Origin of the sequence: Pseudomonas sp. MWU16-30317, from assembly GCF_020515695.1 — a bacterium.
Taxonomy (GTDB): Bacteria; Pseudomonadota; Gammaproteobacteria; order Pseudomonadales; family Pseudomonadaceae; genus Aquipseudomonas.
The window spans coordinates 471190-489373 of record NZ_JAIWJA010000003.1 but is presented as its reverse complement, the minus strand read 5'-3'; the positions used below and the strand labels follow the sequence as shown (position 1 = coordinate 489373).

General features: G+C 55.1%; 18 protein-coding genes and 1 tRNA gene. 10 read left to right on the top strand and 9 right to left on the bottom strand.

The features are described 5' to 3' along the window. Positions 1 to 128: 128 nt before the first annotated feature. The 7 genes from LIX93_RS11290 (at position 129) to LIX93_RS11260 (ending at position 9342) form a co-directional block, all read left to right on the top strand. Positions 129 to 204: transfer RNA gene (locus LIX93_RS11290), tRNA-Thr, on the top strand. Between the two features lie 162 nt (positions 205 to 366). After that, complete coding sequence (locus LIX93_RS11285) at positions 367 to 1686, top strand: integrase arm-type DNA-binding domain-containing protein (RefSeq protein WP_226504122.1); 1320 nt, start codon at positions 367 to 369, stop codon at positions 1684 to 1686. Positions 1687 to 2617: 931 nt separating this feature from the next. Next, positions 2618 to 3598 (top strand): integrase domain-containing protein, encoded by a 981-nt coding sequence (locus tag LIX93_RS11280; protein ID WP_226504121.1) that lies wholly within the window; start codon positions 2618 to 2620, stop codon positions 3596 to 3598. Beyond that, positions 3595 to 3870, top strand: a complete 276-nt coding sequence (locus LIX93_RS11275) for a hypothetical protein (protein WP_226504120.1) — start codon at positions 3595 to 3597, stop codon at positions 3868 to 3870. Before LIX93_RS11280 ends, LIX93_RS11275 begins: the two co-directional genes overlap by 4 nt. 425 nt (positions 3871 to 4295) lie before the next feature. Continuing rightward, a complete protein-coding gene (gene kwaA, locus LIX93_RS11270) occupies positions 4296 to 4886 on the top strand; it encodes an anti-phage protein KwaA (RefSeq protein WP_226504119.1) in 591 nt (196 codons plus the stop codon). Beyond that, positions 4883 to 5854, top strand: a complete 972-nt coding sequence (kwaB, locus tag LIX93_RS11265; RefSeq protein ID WP_226504118.1) for an anti-phage protein KwaB — start codon at positions 4883 to 4885, stop codon at positions 5852 to 5854. Before kwaA ends, kwaB begins: the two co-directional genes overlap by 4 nt. Before the next feature lie 185 nt (positions 5855 to 6039). After that, a complete protein-coding gene (locus tag LIX93_RS11260) occupies positions 6040 to 9342 on the top strand; it encodes a VPA1262 family protein (RefSeq protein ID WP_226504117.1) in 3303 nt (1100 codons plus the stop codon). Between the two features lie 678 nt (positions 9343 to 10020). Here LIX93_RS11260 and LIX93_RS11255 read toward each other — a convergent pair. The 3 genes from LIX93_RS11255 to LIX93_RS11245 form a co-directional block, all read right to left on the bottom strand. Then, complete coding sequence (locus LIX93_RS11255) at positions 10021 to 10308, bottom strand: type II toxin-antitoxin system RelE/ParE family toxin (protein WP_226504116.1); 288 nt, start codon at positions 10306 to 10308, stop codon at positions 10021 to 10023. Continuing rightward, entirely contained in the window at positions 10298 to 10537 is a 240-nt protein-coding gene (locus tag LIX93_RS11250; protein ID WP_226504115.1) for a type II toxin-antitoxin system RelB/DinJ family antitoxin, read from the bottom strand. The genes LIX93_RS11255 and LIX93_RS11250 overlap by 11 nt, the downstream gene beginning before the upstream one ends. Before the next feature lie 141 nt (positions 10538 to 10678). Further along, the gene (locus tag LIX93_RS11245) at positions 10679 to 10987 is read right to left on the bottom strand and encodes a helix-turn-helix transcriptional regulator (protein ID WP_226504114.1); all 309 of its coding nucleotides are present in this window, start codon (positions 10985 to 10987) and stop codon (positions 10679 to 10681) included. A 166-nt stretch (positions 10988 to 11153) separates the two neighbouring features. Between LIX93_RS11245 and LIX93_RS11240 the strand changes: the two genes are divergently transcribed. Next, positions 11154 to 11462: a DUF1484 family protein gene (locus LIX93_RS11240; protein ID WP_226504113.1), complete on the top strand. Its 309-nt coding sequence runs from the start codon at positions 11154 to 11156 to the stop codon at positions 11460 to 11462. Between the two features lie 233 nt (positions 11463 to 11695). Beyond that, a complete protein-coding gene (locus LIX93_RS11235; RefSeq protein ID WP_226504112.1) occupies positions 11696 to 12463 on the top strand; it encodes an EAL domain-containing protein in 768 nt (255 codons plus the stop codon). Here the strand turns inward: LIX93_RS11235 and LIX93_RS11230 are convergent. Further along, positions 12460 to 13335 (bottom strand): LysR substrate-binding domain-containing protein, encoded by an 876-nt coding sequence (locus tag LIX93_RS11230; RefSeq protein ID WP_226504111.1) that lies wholly within the window; start codon positions 13333 to 13335, stop codon positions 12460 to 12462. The genes LIX93_RS11235 and LIX93_RS11230 overlap by 4 nt on opposite strands. 111 nt (positions 13336 to 13446) lie before the next feature. Here LIX93_RS11230 and LIX93_RS11225 point away from each other — a divergent pair, with 111 nt between their 5' ends. Beyond that, a complete protein-coding gene (locus LIX93_RS11225; protein WP_226504110.1) occupies positions 13447 to 13878 on the top strand; it encodes a PACE efflux transporter in 432 nt (143 codons plus the stop codon). Here the strand turns inward: LIX93_RS11225 and LIX93_RS11220 are convergent, their stop codons facing one another. The 5 genes from LIX93_RS11220 to aguA all read right to left on the bottom strand — a co-directional run bounded on the left by LIX93_RS11220 (position 13879) and on the right by aguA (position 18135). Beyond that, positions 13879 to 14322 carry a DUF3828 domain-containing protein gene (locus tag LIX93_RS11220; protein ID WP_226504109.1) on the bottom strand — a complete coding sequence of 148 codons (444 nt, stop codon included), beginning with the start codon at positions 14320 to 14322 and terminating at the stop codon, positions 13879 to 13881. Positions 14323 to 14568: 246 nt separating this feature from the next. Continuing rightward, positions 14569 to 14796 (bottom strand): co-regulatory protein PtrA N-terminal domain-containing protein, encoded by a 228-nt coding sequence (locus LIX93_RS11215; RefSeq protein WP_226504108.1) that lies wholly within the window; start codon positions 14794 to 14796, stop codon positions 14569 to 14571. 260 nt (positions 14797 to 15056) lie between these two features. After that, the gene (locus LIX93_RS11210) at positions 15057 to 16334 is read right to left on the bottom strand and encodes an OprD family porin (protein ID WP_226504107.1); all 1278 of its coding nucleotides are present in this window, start codon (positions 16332 to 16334) and stop codon (positions 15057 to 15059) included. A 306-nt stretch (positions 16335 to 16640) separates the two neighbouring features. Further along, positions 16641 to 16844, bottom strand: coding sequence for a hypothetical protein (locus LIX93_RS11205; RefSeq protein WP_226504106.1), 204 nt, complete (start codon positions 16842 to 16844; stop codon positions 16641 to 16643). Positions 16845 to 17028: 184 nt separating this feature from the next. Continuing rightward, a complete protein-coding gene (gene aguA / locus LIX93_RS11200) occupies positions 17029 to 18135 on the bottom strand; it encodes an agmatine deiminase (RefSeq protein ID WP_226504105.1) in 1107 nt (368 codons plus the stop codon). Positions 18136 to 18184 lie beyond the last annotated feature (49 nt).

Here is an 18184-nt window from a genome sequence, read left to right as displayed (position 1 = left end):
GAGGTGGCCAGGCTCGCGCACCGCGATTGTGCATAAGGTTTTCGCCTGAATCGCGTAAGTCTTTGAAAAAATTGTGCCCAAGGGGGTTTACTCCCGAGAGCGTATGGCTATAATCAGCGCCCTAACACGCCGGTATAGCTCAGTTGGTAGAGCAACTGACTTGTAATCAGTAGGTCCCGGGTTCGACTCCTGGTGCCGGCACCATTTGAGGTTCCAGAGAAGGCTTTCAAAATCTCTGGAACCCTTGAAAAACCCGCCTTTTGGCGGGTTTTTTCGTTTTGGCGTTCCGTCGGATTCCACTGGCAACCAGCGAGAATAAGGATAGATTTAAGGGTACCTACCAATTCGATATTGGAAAGTACCCTTATGGCCAGGACCACCGCCCCCCTCAGCGACACCGCCTGCCGTACAGCCAAACCCCGCGAACGCGAGTACAAGCTCTTCGACGGCGACGGCCTCTATCTGCTCGTACAGCCCAACGGCCGCAAAGGCTGGCGGCTCAGGTACGTGAAGCCCGATGGCCGCGAAGGCCTCACCTCCCTCGGCAGCTACCCCGTGGTCGGGCTGGCCGATGCTCGGCGCAAGCGCTTCGAACTCAAACAGCAACTCGCCAACGGCATCGACCCCATCCAGTCCAAGCAACAAGCCAAGGTGCAAGCCGTGGTCAACGGCCGCACGTTCGAAAGCGTTGCCCTCGACTGGCACGCCGGCATGGTGCCCAAATGGGCGCCCGGCCACGCCAAGACCGTGCTCAGCCGCTTGAAGACGCACGTGTTCCCAGCCATCGGCGCCCGCGCCATCGTCGACCTGGACACCCACGACCTCATGCAGCCGCTGGAGGCCGTGACCAAGCGCGGCACCATCGACGTGGCATTGCGGATCAAGAACTACCTGCAAAGCATCATGAGCGAAGCCAAGCGCCTGCGGCTGATTACCGTGAACCCTTCCCATGACCTCAATGGCGCCATCAAGGCACCACGGGTGACCCACCGCCCCGCTCTACCCTTATCGCGCCTGCCTGACCTACAGGCACGTATCGACGCCTACAAAGGTCGCGCCCTCACTCGCCTCACCGTGATGCTCTCGCTGCACGTGTTCGTGCGCTCCAGCGAACTGCGCTTCGCCCGCTGGAACGAGTTCGACCTCAAGCGCGGCATCTGGGAAATCCCCGACACCCGCCCGGCGCTCGACGGAGTACCCTTTTCCACTCGGGGTACAAAAATGGCCGGCGACATCCACGTTGTACCCTTATCGCCGCATGCGGTGGCGTTGCTTGAACAGATCTACACCATCACCGGCAAATTCGACCTCGTGTTCGCCGGCGACGCCAAGCCGTGGAAGCCGATGTCCGAGAACACGGTGAACGCCGCGCTCAGAACGATGGGCTACGACACCAAAGCGGACATCTGCGGCCACGGCTTTCGCTCGATGGCATGCAGCGCGTTGGTGGAGTCCGGGTTGTGGTCAGAAACGGCCATCGAGCGGCAGATGAGCCACAAGGAACGTAACAACGTGCGCGCCGCGTATATCCACAAGGCCGAGTTTCTCGAAGAGCGCCGCATGATCATGACCTGGTGGAGCCGGTTTATAGAGGCCAACCGCGTGGAGCATGTGACACCCCTTGAGTTTGCCAACCTGGCCGGCGAGAACGTCACGCGCATTCGCAGTGCCAAGCGGACCGAGTAGCCCGTAGCACCACCACCCCGCCCCCTCCTGAAGTTACCCTCCGCGCCGCATGACGCTCCTCCGCGCGGGTCCTTGTAAACAGGGCGGCAAGCCGCCCTGTTTACAAGGACCGAACCTTAATGAAAAAGCGCTGGCACAGCGAAACGTCTGTGGACAACCACTGATGTCCACCGGTGTATAGTTTTATCCACAGGCGCTAATTCACTGAATTTTCGATGCTTGACGACTTTTGCCCACAGGTGTAGACCTGAAGGCTCACAGTGCTGCTGCGGCAGCCAATGTGGCCAGAACCTGAAAGGTCACTCCCGGTGAGGGTGGTTCGACCCAAGCACGATTCGCGTCCGGCAGTTCGTGCGGTCACCTACGGGTGATGGAGGCCTACTAGTAAAATCAGCCGCAGCGGCAGTGCCTTTTGGTTACTACGCAGCAGCAATCCAACCGCTTGGCCATTTCAGATGCGCCAACCCACCCTTTGCCCGTCTCTTTCATCAGGAAAGAGACGGGCGCGCCAATCAGTACTGCAGCCCACGGATGACGGGGCTTTGCCGCAACCCTCCTTGTGACAATCGGCGTGACAAACGCTGATTTCACCTGCAACAGCGACGTAGATGATGGTGCCGCAGACCACGGAATGGCCTGCACCTGGCTGACAGCCAGGCACGCCCCGGTCATCACATCGCTGCCTTCACTCGACTCAGGATCTCGCGGCGCTGGTTTCGTCAGCCAACGCAGCCTCCACCCGCCCACCGGTAACGGTGCTCAGGGGGCCAGATCATGAGATGCCCAAGCTCTTGGCCGTAAGGAGCCGCCAGTCCCGCGTTAGTGGACACAACCCACAGGCCGCAGGGGCCTTGATCCCTGATAACACTCAGCATTCTTGGCGGGATGACGTGGGGCGCGGTACGGGACCTATATATAGAGGGCGCAGGGTATGGGACTGGTCGGGAAACGGGATGGCAGGAATTTTGGCTACGGCAGGCAACTGAGTTACGCCGGGCCGATGGCGCTCAGAGATATGTTCGGCGGTGGGCATTTCGGCACGGTCAAGGCGCATGCGGATCGGTGGCAGGCGTTCGTGAAGTGGTGCAGGTCGGAGAATGGACCTGGGGTGAATGATGCGCGGCGGATTGATCGGCAAGTCCTGGCTGATTACGCGGTGTACGTTCGTGGTCAGGTTGAGCGGGGTGAGCTTGCGGTCAGTACGGGGCAGAACCGGATTTCCAGCGTGAACCGGACCATGGCTGCGCTTCGCGGTGATCAGTATGTGAAGGTGGTGAGTCCGAGTAAGGCGTTGGGGATGAAGCGCTGCGGGGTTCGGCAGTCGGTACCGCAGGGGCAAGATCGCGAACACATACAGCGAATAGTCGAGGCGCTTTGCAGCCGCCAACATCTAAGGGCCGCAGCGATCGTGCAGTTGGCACGCGCCACCGGTATGCGTTTGCGTGAGGCCATCTTGGCTGATCTGCCACGGTTGAGCCGTGAGGCTGAAAGCCTAGGCAAGATCAACATTCAGGACGGCACCAAAGGCGGCCGCGCCGGTGCATCAGCACATCGCTGGATTACGGTGGACGACCATATTCGTGGCGCGCTTGAGTTTGCGAAGCAGGTGTCGCCTCCTAGTAGCTGCAACCTCATCGCGTCGAACGAAAGCTATTTGAGCATTCTTCAGGACATCGTCCGCCCTGCGCGCGAAACCATTCATGCACACAACCTCAACGGCTTCCACGAGCTACGGGCGGCGTATGCATGTGAGCGCTACGAGCAACTCACCCAACATCGAGCGCCTATAAACGGTGGTAAATGTTGCCAGTTGAATCCACGCCTTGATCGAGCGGCCCGGATGCAAATCGGCTATGAGCTGGGGCACGGTAGGATCGATGTGGTCGCTGCCTACATCGGAGGGCGGACATGAGTAAGCCATTCGATATGGAGCTGTTCCTGTCTGGAGTGCTGATTGGTTCGCACGCAACGCGGCAACGTCATGTGCGCCAGGCAAGAATCATTCAGATTGCAATCGCAGAGCGCTGGCAGCGGGAAAACCCTTGGACTTGGCAAAGGAAGCATGTGGTGTGGTTTCTGGAGAATCGCTTGAGCGAACAGAGTCAGGCAACACAGTATTACTACATACTGACCGTCCGGCTACTAGCGCGGCGTCTAGAAAAGTCATGGAGTTTCAAGCTCTGATTAGGACCTGATCCTGCTAATGAGGATCGGCTGCTATCGGCGGATTATGGTGAAAACATTCGACCCGGCCTAGCTACCCAGGCATTGAGCGGTGAAAGCACCTTTTTTGCGCACCGCTATGTCAAGTCTGCCCCCTGAAATACTCTGCGCAAGACACCGACTTCAATCTCAGACGCCCAATTTCTGCGGTGGAAACCGAAGCCGACCTTTTCAACACAACCGGCTACAGGCGGCCGTCCCACGCCTCGACGAGCTTGCGAAAAATTATATCGCCATGGCTCAATTGCTGGTTTCACTCTGTGCTTTCAACGTCTTTTGTATGGAGCTCAGGATGGCCGTCCATCCGCCACTGGTGCCACCATTATGCTATTCTCTCCGAACAGCAGCGAATCGTTCGGTGTTACTCACCAAGGAACGGGGGTGGGATGAAAAGTCAGGAAAGACAGCTACAGTTTCGCCAAGAAATAATGAAGTTTGAGCTTTACATAATATCGCTCTGGCTTCTGTTTGTGCTGATGGTCGTAGTGAAAGTTGACATTCCAACTTGTTTTGGTACGGATTGCCATTACGTGGGAACGGTTAAGCTTGTTCAAACCAATGTGCTACCTATAATTTCTTTGATCTTCATCGGAATTGTAATTATTTGTTACTCCCGATTCATATACAGAACAAAGGCAAATGTGGGGCTGCCGGTTGTTGCAAAAAAAGTGGAGGATCTGAGCTATGAACACCTTACCTTCCTTACAACCTATATCGTCCCACTGATTTGCTTTAATTTGGATAATGTTAGATATATTATTGCCCTATTCATTCTATTGTTTGTAATTGGCCAGATCTACGTCAAAACAGATAAATTTTACGCCAATCCAACTTTGGCGATACTCGGGTTCAGGTTATACAAACTTGAGGTTGATGGGGTCAGCAAGGTGATGATCACAACTCAGCGTATCAGCGAGCTGGACAAGATAGTATTTACGACAATCGACGAAAAATTCGTATGTGGAAGGAAGGCATGAGCATAGATGCATTAAAACTGACCGCGCAAAATCTGGCAAATGATCCGCAAACAGTAGGTATCATGTTCTTCACTTTGAGAGTAAATGATGCGTTTGTTTGTCGAAAAGTTGAACTGTCGCACGATGCTCAGCTGGCTCTGACTGCGGAGTTAAAATTAGAGATTCTTGAGTTCTTTGAGACAGATTATGTCTTGCGAGATCTCACAGCGATTGACCTACGCCAGGATGCAATTTTTCGCTATAATCTTCCAGTCTTGCCACCTCAGCTGGAAGTACTAAAAGAGACGCTTGATGCGCCCGCAACCATTCACAACTTCAATCATGCGAATGACTCAATCACAGATTTAAAAGCCATAGTAGTCGTGCTAGGGAATGGAAATGAAAGCTTGTCAATCTATAAGCATCACTACCCTACAAATACTTATCGCAGAAATGGTTTCAGCTTGCTGCGTGCAGGTATAGCTCAAGATCGCTTTGAGAAGCTCGACCAAGATATCATCCGGATGGGACATATCATCGATTTTGTTTATGACGGAGTCAATGTATTCGTCACAAACTTCAAAGTTCTTGAGAAATTCTTCGGCTTTAAGGAAGCAGTGAAGGCTGATGCTACTGTAAAACTAGCTACGCTCACCGCGCGCAACATTGTTAAGGACGCTGTAGCTCTAGAGGAAAGGATAACTGTACACGGAGACTTAACATTCGCTCGCAAAGTCATCAGAGCGATTTCGCACTCTCGGGTGCTTGACACTGTCGCTAACGATCAAATCATTCAGTTCATTAAACAGCATCAGAATTTAAGTAAAAAAATCAAGATTGACGCTGCTGATACTCAGATCATCTTGGATACAAAGGTGTCCCAAAATTTCTTCATGAAACTTCTCAATGATGACTATTTAAAATCTGAGCTAACGAAATTTGAGTATGACGCAGACAGCAAGGATTTAGTAGAAGCGGCAGGCCCGTAATTCTAAGGCTCAAACTTCCAACTTTCGCCGATTGCTGCCTGTCACGGAGGGCTGAAAGCGATCCAGAGTCACCCGTCCGAGCACTTATCGACTCAACCAGTTAGTTCTGGGTCCTCGGTTACCATCTCGCCCGCATGTGCTCACCACTAGAGAGCGGCATAGAAAAAACTTTCTGAGGAATGAAAATGACAATCGAATTAAAAGACTTGATGGAGGACATTAGGCTCGGTCGATTGTTTTCCATGCCCGGGCGCGCGTGCGCTTTGCAAATTTGGATCGCGCAAATTCAAACCGACGGTAGCGTGGAAAATCGGTTTGTTTACGGCCGTCTCCTTCCGTATAGCTTTTCCTCAGGAGCATGGAGCGCGTCCAGTGACGAGAAGCTTGAAGTTGTCGGTGACTGTCGCGCTCAGGTAATTCGCGCCACACTCTACTTCGATAGCGATCAAGTAGGTGAACTGCTGGGTAGGCTTGTAAAAGGAGACGACATTAAGAAAGTCAGTAACTCGCTCAGCCTTAAGCTGTCGGATTCGCTAGAACGGCGCATAGGGAATTTCAGCTTTAGCGATAGGTATGTATGCAGGCCAGCGGCATTGCTATTAAATCGCGATGCGCATGAGCATATCGGCCCACAAAGCCCTCACGGTAGTGCTTCAGCGTTTAGTGCCGCGATTACAATCGTCAACAAAGAGCAACTGTTCACAACTGGACAAGGCCTTGACCAGGAAATGGCGCGCTTCCTCGTTAAACGGATGAACGCTGATACCGGTCTGGATTTCGCTGCCAAGGATGCGACACGCTTCGGCGATTTGGAGTTGCTCGTTTTCCCGACCCTAGACGACCACGAGAGAGAACTCTTGGGTGTGTCGTGGGCAAATGGACGCAAGACTCTTGCGGTCAAACTAAATCTAACGCAACTGCCAGGCTTTTCGAAATTTCTTATCCAAGCCCAAATTACGAATAATGGACAGCGCATATTCTCCAGCATTACTTCAGTCGATAAAGTAGCACCGGACGTCATAGAGTGCATGTTCGAATTACCGGAAAGTTATTGGGATATCGCTGATTCGGTAGAAGTCGAAATATATGGAATGAAGAATGGAGACGTCTTCGCCACGTTGTGCTGCAACTGGAAGAATCATTACATTCGAGAAATCGCGATATCAGGACATGCCGTAGGAGGCTCTAGCGCAGAAGTCAAGTTAGGCTGGCTAGACAACGCACTAAAGAAAAAGCTGCGAGGGACGCCTAGGGTAAAGGCCGCGCAAACAATTAATCACGGTCACGAAGGATTTTTCTCAACAGTTGGCGGGAGACAGGCAGACCCTTGGGTGGTGGCCAACCGAAATATAAGTGAATTGGTTAGTATTTTACATCCGCCGAGGTCTGAAGCGCGATTCTTCGGTCGCCTAAGCGAGGGCGACGGTACCGAGCGCCTACAATTTGTAGAATGGATTAAGCAGCAGTTCGCGGAGTACCGAAACCATCAAATAATTTTCTTCGACCCCTACTTCGAAGACGCTGGGATAGGCCTATTTTTCCCTAATGCGTCCGACAAAGGGGAGTATATAATCTTCACCACAGTTCCGCCGACGATACAATCAACTCAAACAAAAAAAGCCGATAACGGCGATGATCCAGATCCAAGTCGTATCGACAACCTACTCGCGAGCTGCAAGAAGCTCCAAGCATTGGCACAGCGGATTGACCTCAAGATCTTCGGTGTCAAGCCGGGCGCCTTACATGATCGATATATGCTCATAGTCGACCGGAGGGGCCTTCCCGTTGCGGGTTTTAATCTTTCGAACTCAATTCAGAAGGCGAACGAAGATCATCCGTTATTGATTACTCCAATCCCCACGGATGCGTTACATGAAGTCTCCAAATATGCGACTCGATTGATATCGAGAGCTGCAAATGGAACGAGCGCGGATGGGGAGTACATAGAGCCCATTTTCGATTCTAAACGTCTGGAACAGACTGTTCGAAAACGGAGCGAGCGGTTGGTTTTTCTGGATTGGGCTTTGACGGGAACGGTCCTCTCGACTTGGACAGGGAATACTTCGCTTCGGGACATGCATGGCGAGGAGCTGCGTGTTCGACTGGCAGAACTAAATCTACTCGATGGCGAGTCTTTACGCGTTCCTGAGACTCTAGATTTTGAGGCATGTGTCAGTGGCCTAAGTACGAGTGAAGACGCTTCTCAACAGCGATGGGAGATCGTGGCTGAGATACTCGCGCATTCACCTCATGGAGATTCACCATGGGACGCTGCTTGCGGGCAGAAAGATGCGTTCTTCGACTTCCTTGAAGGCTCGCTCAAAAGTGCGTTCTCGCGGATCAGCGACGTGGCAACCGACACTTCTTTTGAGTCGGTTCAGCCACACTTGTTTCAGCAGGATTTGGAAAGCTTTCTTCGCGGATCGTATTCCCATGAGCACTTCCGCTACCGGATTAAGTATCAGGCATTGACATGGGCGGATGTCTACGCGATTAAGATTTTGTGGCATAGCGTACCAGAGAAGCTGGTGAAACTGTCAGAGCGCTGCGCGATCACGCTCGACAAAGAACAGCACCACAGAGATGCCATTAAGCTTTCCCTATTGAGTCAAATTGTTGGTGAGGTTTCTCTCGCAATCGCTTTCGGGATTAAGGATGAACAAAGGGATTGTTTGCTGCGGAGCGCAAACGGCCTTCTCAAATGGTTGGGGTTGGCCAGTCTGAGAGAGGCGTCCAAGAATGGTGACGGGGCGAAGCAGGCAATAGTGAGTCTTACATCATTTGATCGGCAGACAAGAATTCGGATGATGTGTTGGCTCCTAAGTGGTCTAGCATTGAAGAAAGGTAGCGGGGAGTCAGTTGGTATTGTCCGGCATGCACTCTACGATACATTGCCATCAAAGCTAGACAAGAAAGAAGCGGAATTTCTTGTTGAGAGCCTACGCGGTCACATGCGTGAGCTAGGATGGTCTGAACCTTGGTTGTTTGCAGAGGTGATTGTGCCACTCTTGGAAGAGGGCCGAGTAACGCCGGAAGAACTATCAAGTACATGGATGAAAGAGCTGCACTCGTACTTGGACGAAAAGTTACTAGGCAAAACCGTTAGCTTTAACCGTCCGCGCGAAGGTCGCACTACGGAAATCGCAGCATTTCTTCTAGCGAGGAGTTCTTTCGATACTCAGGAAAATGCATTCGACGGCTTACTTAAGACTTTTAAGAAAGCGCGTACTATTGTACAGCAACCCTTGGCCAGTACGATGAATTGGAACAAGTGGGACTGTTCGCTAGAGGTCGCTATGTGGATCTACGCGTTTTGCCGACACGTCGAGCATTACATGGAAGAGTCTGCAAAATTACCGGTTCAGTTCGTTGATTTGTGCAAGCCATCCAAGGATATCGCGATGATTCGCACTCTGGACGAATGGCGTTACAACGGAGTGGAGCGGGGGGCGCTTGTGGCATTTATTGAAGAGGTGGGAGATATTTGATCTGAATGATGGTGATCATCAAGGCAGTATAAATGGTTCCTTTAGTGGCTTGGCCTAAACTGTCGGCTAGTCAGTAGGCCTAAAAGGAGAAGGGATATGAGTAGTTCTGTTTTCATCTGCCTGCTTTTGGCCGATTGTATTGAAAAGGTCGACCCGGCCTGGCTACCCATGCATTCAGCGATGAAAGCGCCTTTTTTGCACGTCGGCCCATCAAATCTGGGCCCTAAACCTTCTGCGCTAGACACGGATTTTAATCTCAGACGCCCACTTTTCTGACGTGGAAACCGACGCCGACCTTTTTAACACAATCGGCGGATAGCGGCCGTCCCGCAACGGTATTATCTCGTCGGTTGCGGTCGCTTACCGTGGTTGAAGAGAGAGCCCCTAGATTCAGGAAAGCATGAGAGGCAGCCATGCACTGAAGGGCAAATCGGTCCCATTCTGGCTTTACCCCTCTATCACTAATCAAGAGACTCCGGAGAAAAGGATATTTTTAGAGATAGGATGCTAATAAACTATTGATAAAAAACATATATATCAGATAGTTAAAATGTTTTTCGATTCATGGTGCCGCCACCGAGTTCCGAGTGACGGCCATGAAACTCCGGTGTCGAAACCACTCGACCATTTTCACACACCTCTGCTCAAGATGCTTTTTACCCACACGTTAGACAATTGCTAACTCAACCTCTCCGCCGCTTTGCGGTAGACCAGCTCCCGCTCGCGCTTATCAACCGCCACCACAAACACTACGACCTCCTGGTCGATCACTTGATAAACCAGCCGATATCCACTGCTGCGCAGCTTGATCTTGTAACAGTCCGGCAAGGCATGCAGACGATTAGCTTCAATGCGCGGGCTGACCACAATCGTGGCCAGTTTCTTTTTGAGCTGCTGGCGCACGGTATCCCCCAATTTGTGCCACTCCTTTAACGCTCGCGCATCGAATTCGAGGCTATAGGTCATCTAGTGAAACCTTGACCCGCTGGGGATTGGCCATGCGCTCGCGCACTGTCGCGATCAAGGCTTCATCGTCCTCGGTCATCAGGACCGGTTTGAAAGGTAGCTGGCCGCGCTCGGCTACGTACTGCAGGGCTTGGCGCATCAGTTCGGAAGGGGTAACGCCGAGTTTTTCCAGCTCGTGGTAAGCACGCGCTTTGAGGTCGTCATCGACACGGATGTTAATGGACGCCATGGGACGATCCTCGCTGTAAAGACATTTGTCTTTACATTGGCGTAAAAATCACATTTGGGCAAGCCTGCAGACGGCTGTTTTTTACACAACTTGGAGGGCTACCCCCGACCCGGCTATCTACACCAAGGATTTTTCCCAAAATCACCCGCCACTTTCCACCGTCCCCAAACCCGCTAGCACTTCCCGCCTCCGCTCCACCGGCATCCGGTGAAACAAAACCAGCATCTGCGCCTCGTCATCATCCTCGCTATAGAAATACGCAGCCGGCAGATTCAGCGCTACGGCGATCTGGGCCACCGTCGACGAGTTAGGCGCGTGCTTCCCAGTCTCATACTGATTCATACGCGCACTGGCCGACGCTGGCTCAATCCCCGCATCGATCCCCAATCGCTCCTGGGAAATCTTTGCTGCAAGCCTCGCTTCCTTCAATCGTTTGCTGAACGTGCTCATTTTTTAGCCGCTAAAAGGCTAAGAGAATCTTAGATTTCGATTGACGGAGTACTAAGACATCCTTAGCCTAAAACCACTCGATTTTGTTCTCGCTATCGCAAAGGCCGCCCTCCCCCCGAACAGAATCTCATGCGCTGAAGAGCGCTCATCAGCGAGGAGACGCACCATGACCGCCCTATCAACCCCAAAAAACATCCACACCCAACTCTCCACCTACGCCACCGCCGCCAACCCCGTGCCCCACGAAGCCCTGGGCTCAATCCTGCACCAACTCGCCGCCTTGGACACCGACCTGCAAACGCTGGACAACGCCATCCAGACCACCGCCGACGTCAACGGCGCCTTGACCCTGGTCATTCAAATGATGGAAGCCGCGTACGATCGCAAGCTGGATGCAGACTGCCTGCGCTGCCTGCTTGAACCCTTGCGCGAGAAGCTCGGCAAGGCGGTAGATGAAATGCGCTGGGTGCTGTAAACCCGCGTCCATCGCCAACCCGGCCGGCATTGGCGATCTGATGGTATTCCTGAGCGCTTCAACCCCCTGGCCAAACCACTAGCGAATGCCCGCAGCGGTTACGCCACATCTGCGAGGGCTACCACCACAACACACCGTCCATCCGCTCCGGGTTGCAGCTTCGGGCGCCCTGGCCGATACACTGTCAAAGGTGTCCGCCATCGACAGTGGCGCCCGACTTTGTGGAGTGTGACGTGACAGATTTCCCCCCTTCATTGACATCGCCCGGCGGTTGCCAGGGCTGCAGAAGCAATCCGGAACTGGAGTTGGATTTCGACTTCGCCTACCAGCCGATCGTCGATGTGCGCGATCACTCGGTCTTTGCCCATGAAGCGCTGGTGCGCGGCCCCAATGGCGAGGGCGCGCTATCGGTGCTGGAGCAGGTCAACGATCAGAACCGCTATCGATTCGACCAGATGTGCCGCACGCGGGCGATCGCCACGGCGGCGCAGTTGGGCATGGCCGAGCACCTGTCGATCAACTTTCTGCCCAACGCGGTGTATCGCCCCGAGCTGTGCATCCGCAGTACGCTGGAGGCGGCTCGCGCGCACAACTTCCCGCTTGATCGGCTGATTTTCGAGACAGTCGAGAGCGAGCATGTGGGGGACAATGGCCATTTGACCAATATCCTGCGCGAATACCGCCAGTTCGGTTTCAAGACGGCCATCGACGATTTCGGCGCGGGGTATTCGGGGCTGACGTTGCTGGCGGATTTTCAGCCGGACTTGATCAAGCTCGATATGGCGTTGGTGCGTGACATTCATCGTGATCGTGTGCGTCAGTCGATCGTGCGCGCGGTGGTGTCGATGTGTAGCGAGTTGGGCGTGAGCATCATCGCCGAAGGGATCGAGCAGGCCGAAGAGCGGGCCTTTCTCAGCGATTGCGGGATCTACCTGATGCAGGGTTACTGGTTTGCCAAGCCGGCGTTCAAGGCGTTGGCGCAGGTGAGGTTCAGCGACTAAACGACGCCCGCCTCGCCCGCAATCCAGTCCAGAAAACTGCGGATGGCGGGTTGGCGCTCCCGCCCCGGCCGGCAGAGGGCGACGTAGTCGTAACCGTCCAGCATCACATCCGCTCGATAGGGCTTCAACAGTCCGCGCTGCACGCTGTCCTGCGCCAGTACATCACTGGCCAGCAGATAGCCCTGCCCTGCCACGGCGGCCTGCAAGGCGTAGTGTTCGTCCTCGTAGTGACGGACCTTGTAATCGGTCAGCCAATGCATGCAGCCGGCTTTTTCGCACCATTGCTGCCAGTGCACCACGGCCATTTGCGGGGCACTCCAGGCCACGTCGATCAACTCCTCCACCGCGCACGCCGCCTGAGAAGCCATGAACACGCCAAACCGCTCTTGAATGAATGGCCGCTGATATAGGCCCGTCCATGGTTTGTCTGTATTACGCACGGCTACATCCACACTCCCGTCACGAAGCAGATCGACCACATCGTTAGTGGCTTCCACCTTGACGTTGATACCAGGATGAATGGAATAAAAACTGCCCAACCGTGGAATCAGCCAAAGTGCGGCGAACGCCTGAGTGGTGGTGACGACGATATCGACTTTATCCACTGCGGGCCGATACTGTTCGAGGGCTCGGTCAAGCCCGAGGAAGTAATCATGCACCTGGCTAAATAGCGCCGAGCCCGTCGGCGTCAACAGCGTGCCTTTGGCGACACGCTCGAACAAGCGTTGCCCCAGCCATTGCTCCAGCGCCTTTATCTGATGAGAAACCGCCGATGGGCTCACTGCCAGTTCGGCGGCCGCGAGCTTGAAACTCGATAGCCTGGCCGCAGCTTCGAACGCCTTGAGCGCAGTGAGTGGCAACTTGGAAAACACGGAATACCTCTCGGATGAAATCAATTCAACCGGACTGAATTTATCTGAATTGCTCGGGGCCGGGAAGCGCAGCAATAGTGGCGGCCAGACAACACGCCACGGAGAGATCCAATGCAAGGCCCGGTCAGAAAAGTCTTTCAAGCCGTCACTTACGAAGCCATTGCCTGGGTGTTCATCGCCCCCGCGATCGCCTATGTCTATAACAGCGATCTGCGGTATTCGGGCGTATTCTCACTGTTGCTGTCGGCATTCGCGCTGGTGTGGAACGTGGCCTATAACGCGATGTTCGAGTATTGGGAGGCCCGCCAGCGCCAGCGCACTCGCAACTTCATGCGCCGCGCTATGCACGCAACGGGATTCGAAGGCGGACTGGCGCTGTTGCTGATTCCATTTATTGCCTGGTGGCTGGATATTTCAGTGCAGCAGGCAGTGTTGACCGACGTGGCATTGCTGGGGTTTTTCCTGATCTACTCGTTTGTCTTCCAGTACTGCTTCGACAAACTCTTCGATGTCCCGGCGTCGGCCAAAAGCGCTCAGTGCTGATCAGTCTTCCGGCACGATCTCTACAGAAGTGATCCGCCAGCCGTCCTTGCCTTTGCTCAGCGCTACGGTCAAGCGCTGGGCGTTGTCTTCGGTGGTGCCCAGTACCACGCTTTCTTTGGCGGTGGCGCCTTTGGTGCCGAGGTCCGCGGCCTTGACGCTGGTCAGCCAGGAGTCATCGTAGTCCTGGGACTTGATGAAGTAGTCTTCTTCGAGCCCGTCTTCGCTCTTGGCCTGTTTATCGAGGTCCTTGATCAAGCTCTCGGCGACGAAGCCTTTGAGATGCTCGACATCATCGTCCAGCGGCACTTTATTATCGGCCAGGCTCTTCACATACCACTTGTAGAAGGCCTCAGTGATCTGTTTAGGCGAGCCTTGTTCATCGGCAATAGCGGGGGCAAGGTGCAAGCCGGCGGCAAGGGCCAGCAGGGCGATCAAACGCTTCATCGATGGGCTTCCAGACAAAATAAAAATAATTAAAAAACAACTCCGTTGCGACATCGGCCTTCCGTGGCGTCGATCCGCAAAGATTCCATGCAATTGCCCCACGCGTCAACGCCTGCGCGCCAAACCTGATGATGCTGGCGATCCGAAGTGAGTCGGCGCCAAGTGAAGCTTGTTTTACCCTGCCCCCTCCATGAAAAAAGGGCCCGTCAGTGATGACGGGCCCTTTTGTGTGCAAACGACGCTCGATCAGCCTTGCTGGTTCTCCACCTGGGTGGATTTATCGCTCTGGGGCGGCTGAACGTGAGAGTCCTGATGCGCGACTTGGGAGGCGTCGTGGGTGGCGTCGTAGTGCTGCATGGCAAGCGTGCGAGCATCGTCCATCTGCTTGTCGACACGCGAAGCACCGTCTTCAGCCATGGCGCCTGCAGAGGCGCCCAGCAGGGCAAGGGCAAAAAAGACATGTGAAGTTTTCATGGTGGATCTCCTGGTGAGAGTGTCCGTAGCCGAGAAAGTCCGACATGGACGGTTGCGGGTCTGATGAGGCAGCCGCAAACCTGGCCCCTAGTTCACCCCAGGCTCGGCAATCTGACAAAACAACAAATCCTCACGTACCTGAGCAAAGCGGGCATTTTTTACAAATTCTTTAAAGTCATACCGGTCCTGCATGAACTCTTCGAGCATGAAAAAGGCGCCAGCCCGGTAAGGGGGTGGCGCCTTTGCATACCGCGACAGCCTTAGAAGATGCTGATCGGGTATTCCACGAACAGACGGTATTCATTACCGCCGTGGTTGTAATCCTGAACGCTGTTGTCGACCCGCAGGAACGAGCTACGCGCACGCAGTTTCAGGTTCTTGGCAACACCGCTCTGCACGACGTATTGCAGCTGGTTGAAGATTTCGCGTTCGGAACCATTGCCATTGTCGGTGTGGATATTGTCACCGCGCACGTAGGCGACTTTGTAGGTCAGGCCAGGCACGCCGAAGGTGTTGAAGTCCAGACCGTAACCCAACTGCCAGGAGCGCTCGTCTTCACCGTTGAAGTCCGACCAGTAGGAGTTGCTCAGGTAGATGGAGTTGCCACCGTTACCCACGCCGCCGTTGTTCTGGTAGCCACCGTACGGGTAGCCAGCGTTGCCGCTGCTGCGCTGGTGAGCCAGGGTGAACGAGTGCGGGCCCGTGGTGTAAGTGGCCGCCAGGCTCCAGATACGGTTGGTGTCGCCACCTTGAGTCGCGGCGAAGTCGCGATACAGGTCAGTGCGATAGCCATTGAAGTCCAGTGTCAGGGATTGATCCTTGGACAGCGGCTGTACGTAGGTCAGGCCCAGGTACTGCTGCTTGTAGATGTCCTGGACGTTCATGCCATACAGCGAACCCTTGAGCTGGTCGTTGAAGGTATAGCTGCCGCCCAAGACGTCGATCTGCTTCAGGCCACCGCTGTCACGACCGGTCGCGCTCTTGCGCGCTTCTTCGGTGAAGTGACCGGCGTTGATTTCCAGACCCTTGATCTCCTTGGAGGTGATCATGGTGCCGGTGTAGCTCTCTGGCAGCAGACGCGAGTCGTCATATTGCAGCAGCGGCAGGGACGGCATCATGTCGCCGTATTTCAGCACGGTGTTGGATACCCGGAACTTGATCGCAGCACCGGCGCGCGACAGGTCGCGAGCGGCATCGCCGTTGCTGTCCTGCTTGAAGAAGTCGATGCCACCGGCACCGCTTTTGCCCTTGCCGCCGTCCAGACGCAGCGCGTACAAGCCGAAAGCATCGACACCAACGCCCACAGTGCCCTGGGTGAAGCCCGAGCTGAAGGTACCGATGAAGGCCTGACCCCATTCAGCCTTGTCCTTCTCGTCGCTCGGCCGGTTCTTGTAATCACGATTGATGTAGGCGTTACGCAGCAGTACGTTCAGGCTGCTGTCGGCAACGAATCCTTTCGAGTCGGATTGCTCGCTGGCGACGGCCTGAGTGGCCGCCATGATGCCCAGTGCAACCAGGCAGATCCTTGTGTTGAACATGTGTGTGTCCCTATTTTGATATTTTTTTATACGTCTGCGGCGACCTCGTGGGTCTGCCCTGCCGCGCCACCTTTTACCGCTGCCCTCCCAGGCACGCCGCCGTATCGAAAACGACGAAGCTCGCCGATGGGCGAGCTGAAAAGTGAAGCGCAGATTGCCAGGACCGCAGGCGAGGCGGGAATCCTAGCGGCGGGTCAGGGGGGTGTCAATTTGCTGCGGGGCTGGCGGGGAAGGGATGAATTACCTGATGTAACAGTCAACATTGACCGAAGGTCGCCAGGCAAAGCCTGCGCGCATCCTGCGGTTTCAGCGGCAAGCGGCGCCCAGCAAGGCGTCCAGCTCATCGTCAGTGAGCAGACCGACCGGATACCGCGCCGCCATTTGCTGGCGCAGGTTATGGCCGCTCGTTTGGTGCTCATGACTATTACGTCTTAGCCAATGCGCCAGAAGCTGCATCGACACGCCATTGATTACCGAGGACCGTGCCACGCTCATGTTGCTTGGGTTCATAAAGTCACTCTCCCAGATAGAGTGGCCAAAATACGGAGACTTCATGACAGAACCGCGACGCGTTCGAACATGAACCTTGAATCAAAGACAATACAAGAGCTATGCCAGCGCGCCGCCGGGTAACACCACGCAGACAAAAAAGCCCGCGACGGCGAACCGTGGCGGGCTGATCGACTCGTCAGCTTCAGGCCCGGGCGGGGGCCGGCTGCTGCTGGGTCAGGCAGTGAATGTTGCCGCCCCCCAGGAGGAGCTCGCGGCCAGGCACCATGACCACTTCATGCTCTGGAAACAGCTGCTGCAACAGGGCCCTGGCGGTCTCGTCGAGCGGGTCGTCGAAGCTCGGGGCGATGATCGCGCCATTGATGATCAGGAAGTTCACATAGGACCCGGCGAGCCTGACACTGGGGTTGCGCTCCTGGGAACCTGCGACCAGATCGACCCCCGCGCACTCCTCTTCAGTGGCATACAGCGGGCCCGGGATCGGCATCTTGTGCACTATAAAAGAGCGGCCTTTGGCATCCTTGCTTGCTTGCAGCACCTTCATCGCCGCCTGGCAGCGCGGGTAGTTGGGGTCCTGGGGATCATCGGTCCAGGCCAGTAACACTTCGCCAGGGCGCACGTAACAGCAGAAGTTATCCACATGGCCATCGGTTTCGTCGTTGAACAGGCCGTCGGGCAGCCAGATGATCTTGTCCACCGCCAGGTGCTCGGACAACACCGCTTCGATCTGCTCGCGCGTCAAATGCGGGTTGCGATTGCGGTTGAGCAGGCACTCCTGCGTAGTCACCAGCGTGCCTTCGCCATCGACATGGATCGAGCCGCCCTCGAGCACGAAGCCTTCGGTGACATACCGCGGGCAGCGCTCGATTTCCATGACCTTGCTGGCCAGTTGCTCATCGCGGTTCCACGGGCTGTACAAGCCACCGTCGAACCCGCCCCAGGCGTTGAACCCCCAGTCCACACCGCGCACTTCGCCGCTGTCATTGATGACGAAGGTCGGCCCGGTATCGCGCATCCAGGCGTCGTCGTTGCTGATTTCGACTACGCGGATATTCGGCACGTCGAGGCGAGCGCGGGCGTTGTCGTACTGCGCTGCGCTGACGGCCACGGTCACCGGCTCGAAACGGGCGATCGCTTTGGCCAGCGTCACATGGGCGGCCTGTACCGGCTTGCCACCCAGGCGCCAGTTGTCTGGGCGCTCGGGCCAGATCATCCAGATCTGGGTCTGCGGTGCCCATTCGGCGGGCATGTGAAAGCCATCGGCGCGGGGCGTGCTGGTAAGCGTGGTCATGGCAGGCGAGATCTCCAGCGAAGGGTTGAGCAAATAATAGCCACCTTAT

Excerpts from the sequence above, each read along its gene's own strand:
- LIX93_RS11285 (WP_226504122.1), top strand. The coding sequence starts at position 367 with ATGGCCAGGACCACCGCCCCCCTCAGCGACACCGCCTGCCGTACAGCC.
- LIX93_RS11280 (WP_226504121.1), top strand. The coding sequence starts at position 2,618 with ATGGGACTGGTCGGGAAACGGGATGGCAGGAATTTTGGCTACGGCAGG.
- LIX93_RS11275 (WP_226504120.1), top strand. The coding sequence starts at position 3,595 with ATGAGTAAGCCATTCGATATGGAGCTGTTCCTGTCTGGAGTGCTGATT.
- kwaA (WP_226504119.1), top strand. The coding sequence starts at position 4,296 with ATGAAAAGTCAGGAAAGACAGCTACAGTTTCGCCAAGAAATAATGAAG.
- kwaB (WP_226504118.1), top strand. The coding sequence starts at position 4,883 with ATGAGCATAGATGCATTAAAACTGACCGCGCAAAATCTGGCAAATGAT.
- LIX93_RS11260 (WP_226504117.1), top strand. The coding sequence starts at position 6,040 with ATGACAATCGAATTAAAAGACTTGATGGAGGACATTAGGCTCGGTCGA.
- LIX93_RS11255 (WP_226504116.1), bottom strand. The coding sequence starts at position 10,308 with ATGACCTATAGCCTCGAATTCGATGCGCGAGCGTTAAAGGAGTGGCAC.
- LIX93_RS11250 (WP_226504115.1), bottom strand. The coding sequence starts at position 10,537 with ATGGCGTCCATTAACATCCGTGTCGATGACGACCTCAAAGCGCGTGCT.
- LIX93_RS11245 (WP_226504114.1), bottom strand. The coding sequence starts at position 10,987 with ATGAGCACGTTCAGCAAACGATTGAAGGAAGCGAGGCTTGCAGCAAAG.
- LIX93_RS11240 (WP_226504113.1), top strand. The coding sequence starts at position 11,154 with ATGACCGCCCTATCAACCCCAAAAAACATCCACACCCAACTCTCCACC.
- LIX93_RS11225 (WP_226504110.1), top strand. The coding sequence starts at position 13,447 with ATGCAAGGCCCGGTCAGAAAAGTCTTTCAAGCCGTCACTTACGAAGCC.
- LIX93_RS11220 (WP_226504109.1), bottom strand. The coding sequence starts at position 14,322 with ATGAAGCGTTTGATCGCCCTGCTGGCCCTTGCCGCCGGCTTGCACCTT.
- LIX93_RS11215 (WP_226504108.1), bottom strand. The coding sequence starts at position 14,796 with ATGAAAACTTCACATGTCTTTTTTGCCCTTGCCCTGCTGGGCGCCTCT.
- LIX93_RS11210 (WP_226504107.1), bottom strand. The coding sequence starts at position 16,334 with ATGTTCAACACAAGGATCTGCCTGGTTGCACTGGGCATCATGGCGGCC.
- LIX93_RS11205 (WP_226504106.1), bottom strand. The coding sequence starts at position 16,844 with ATGAACCCAAGCAACATGAGCGTGGCACGGTCCTCGGTAATCAATGGC.
- aguA (WP_226504105.1), bottom strand. The coding sequence starts at position 18,135 with ATGACCACGCTTACCAGCACGCCCCGCGCCGATGGCTTTCACATGCCC.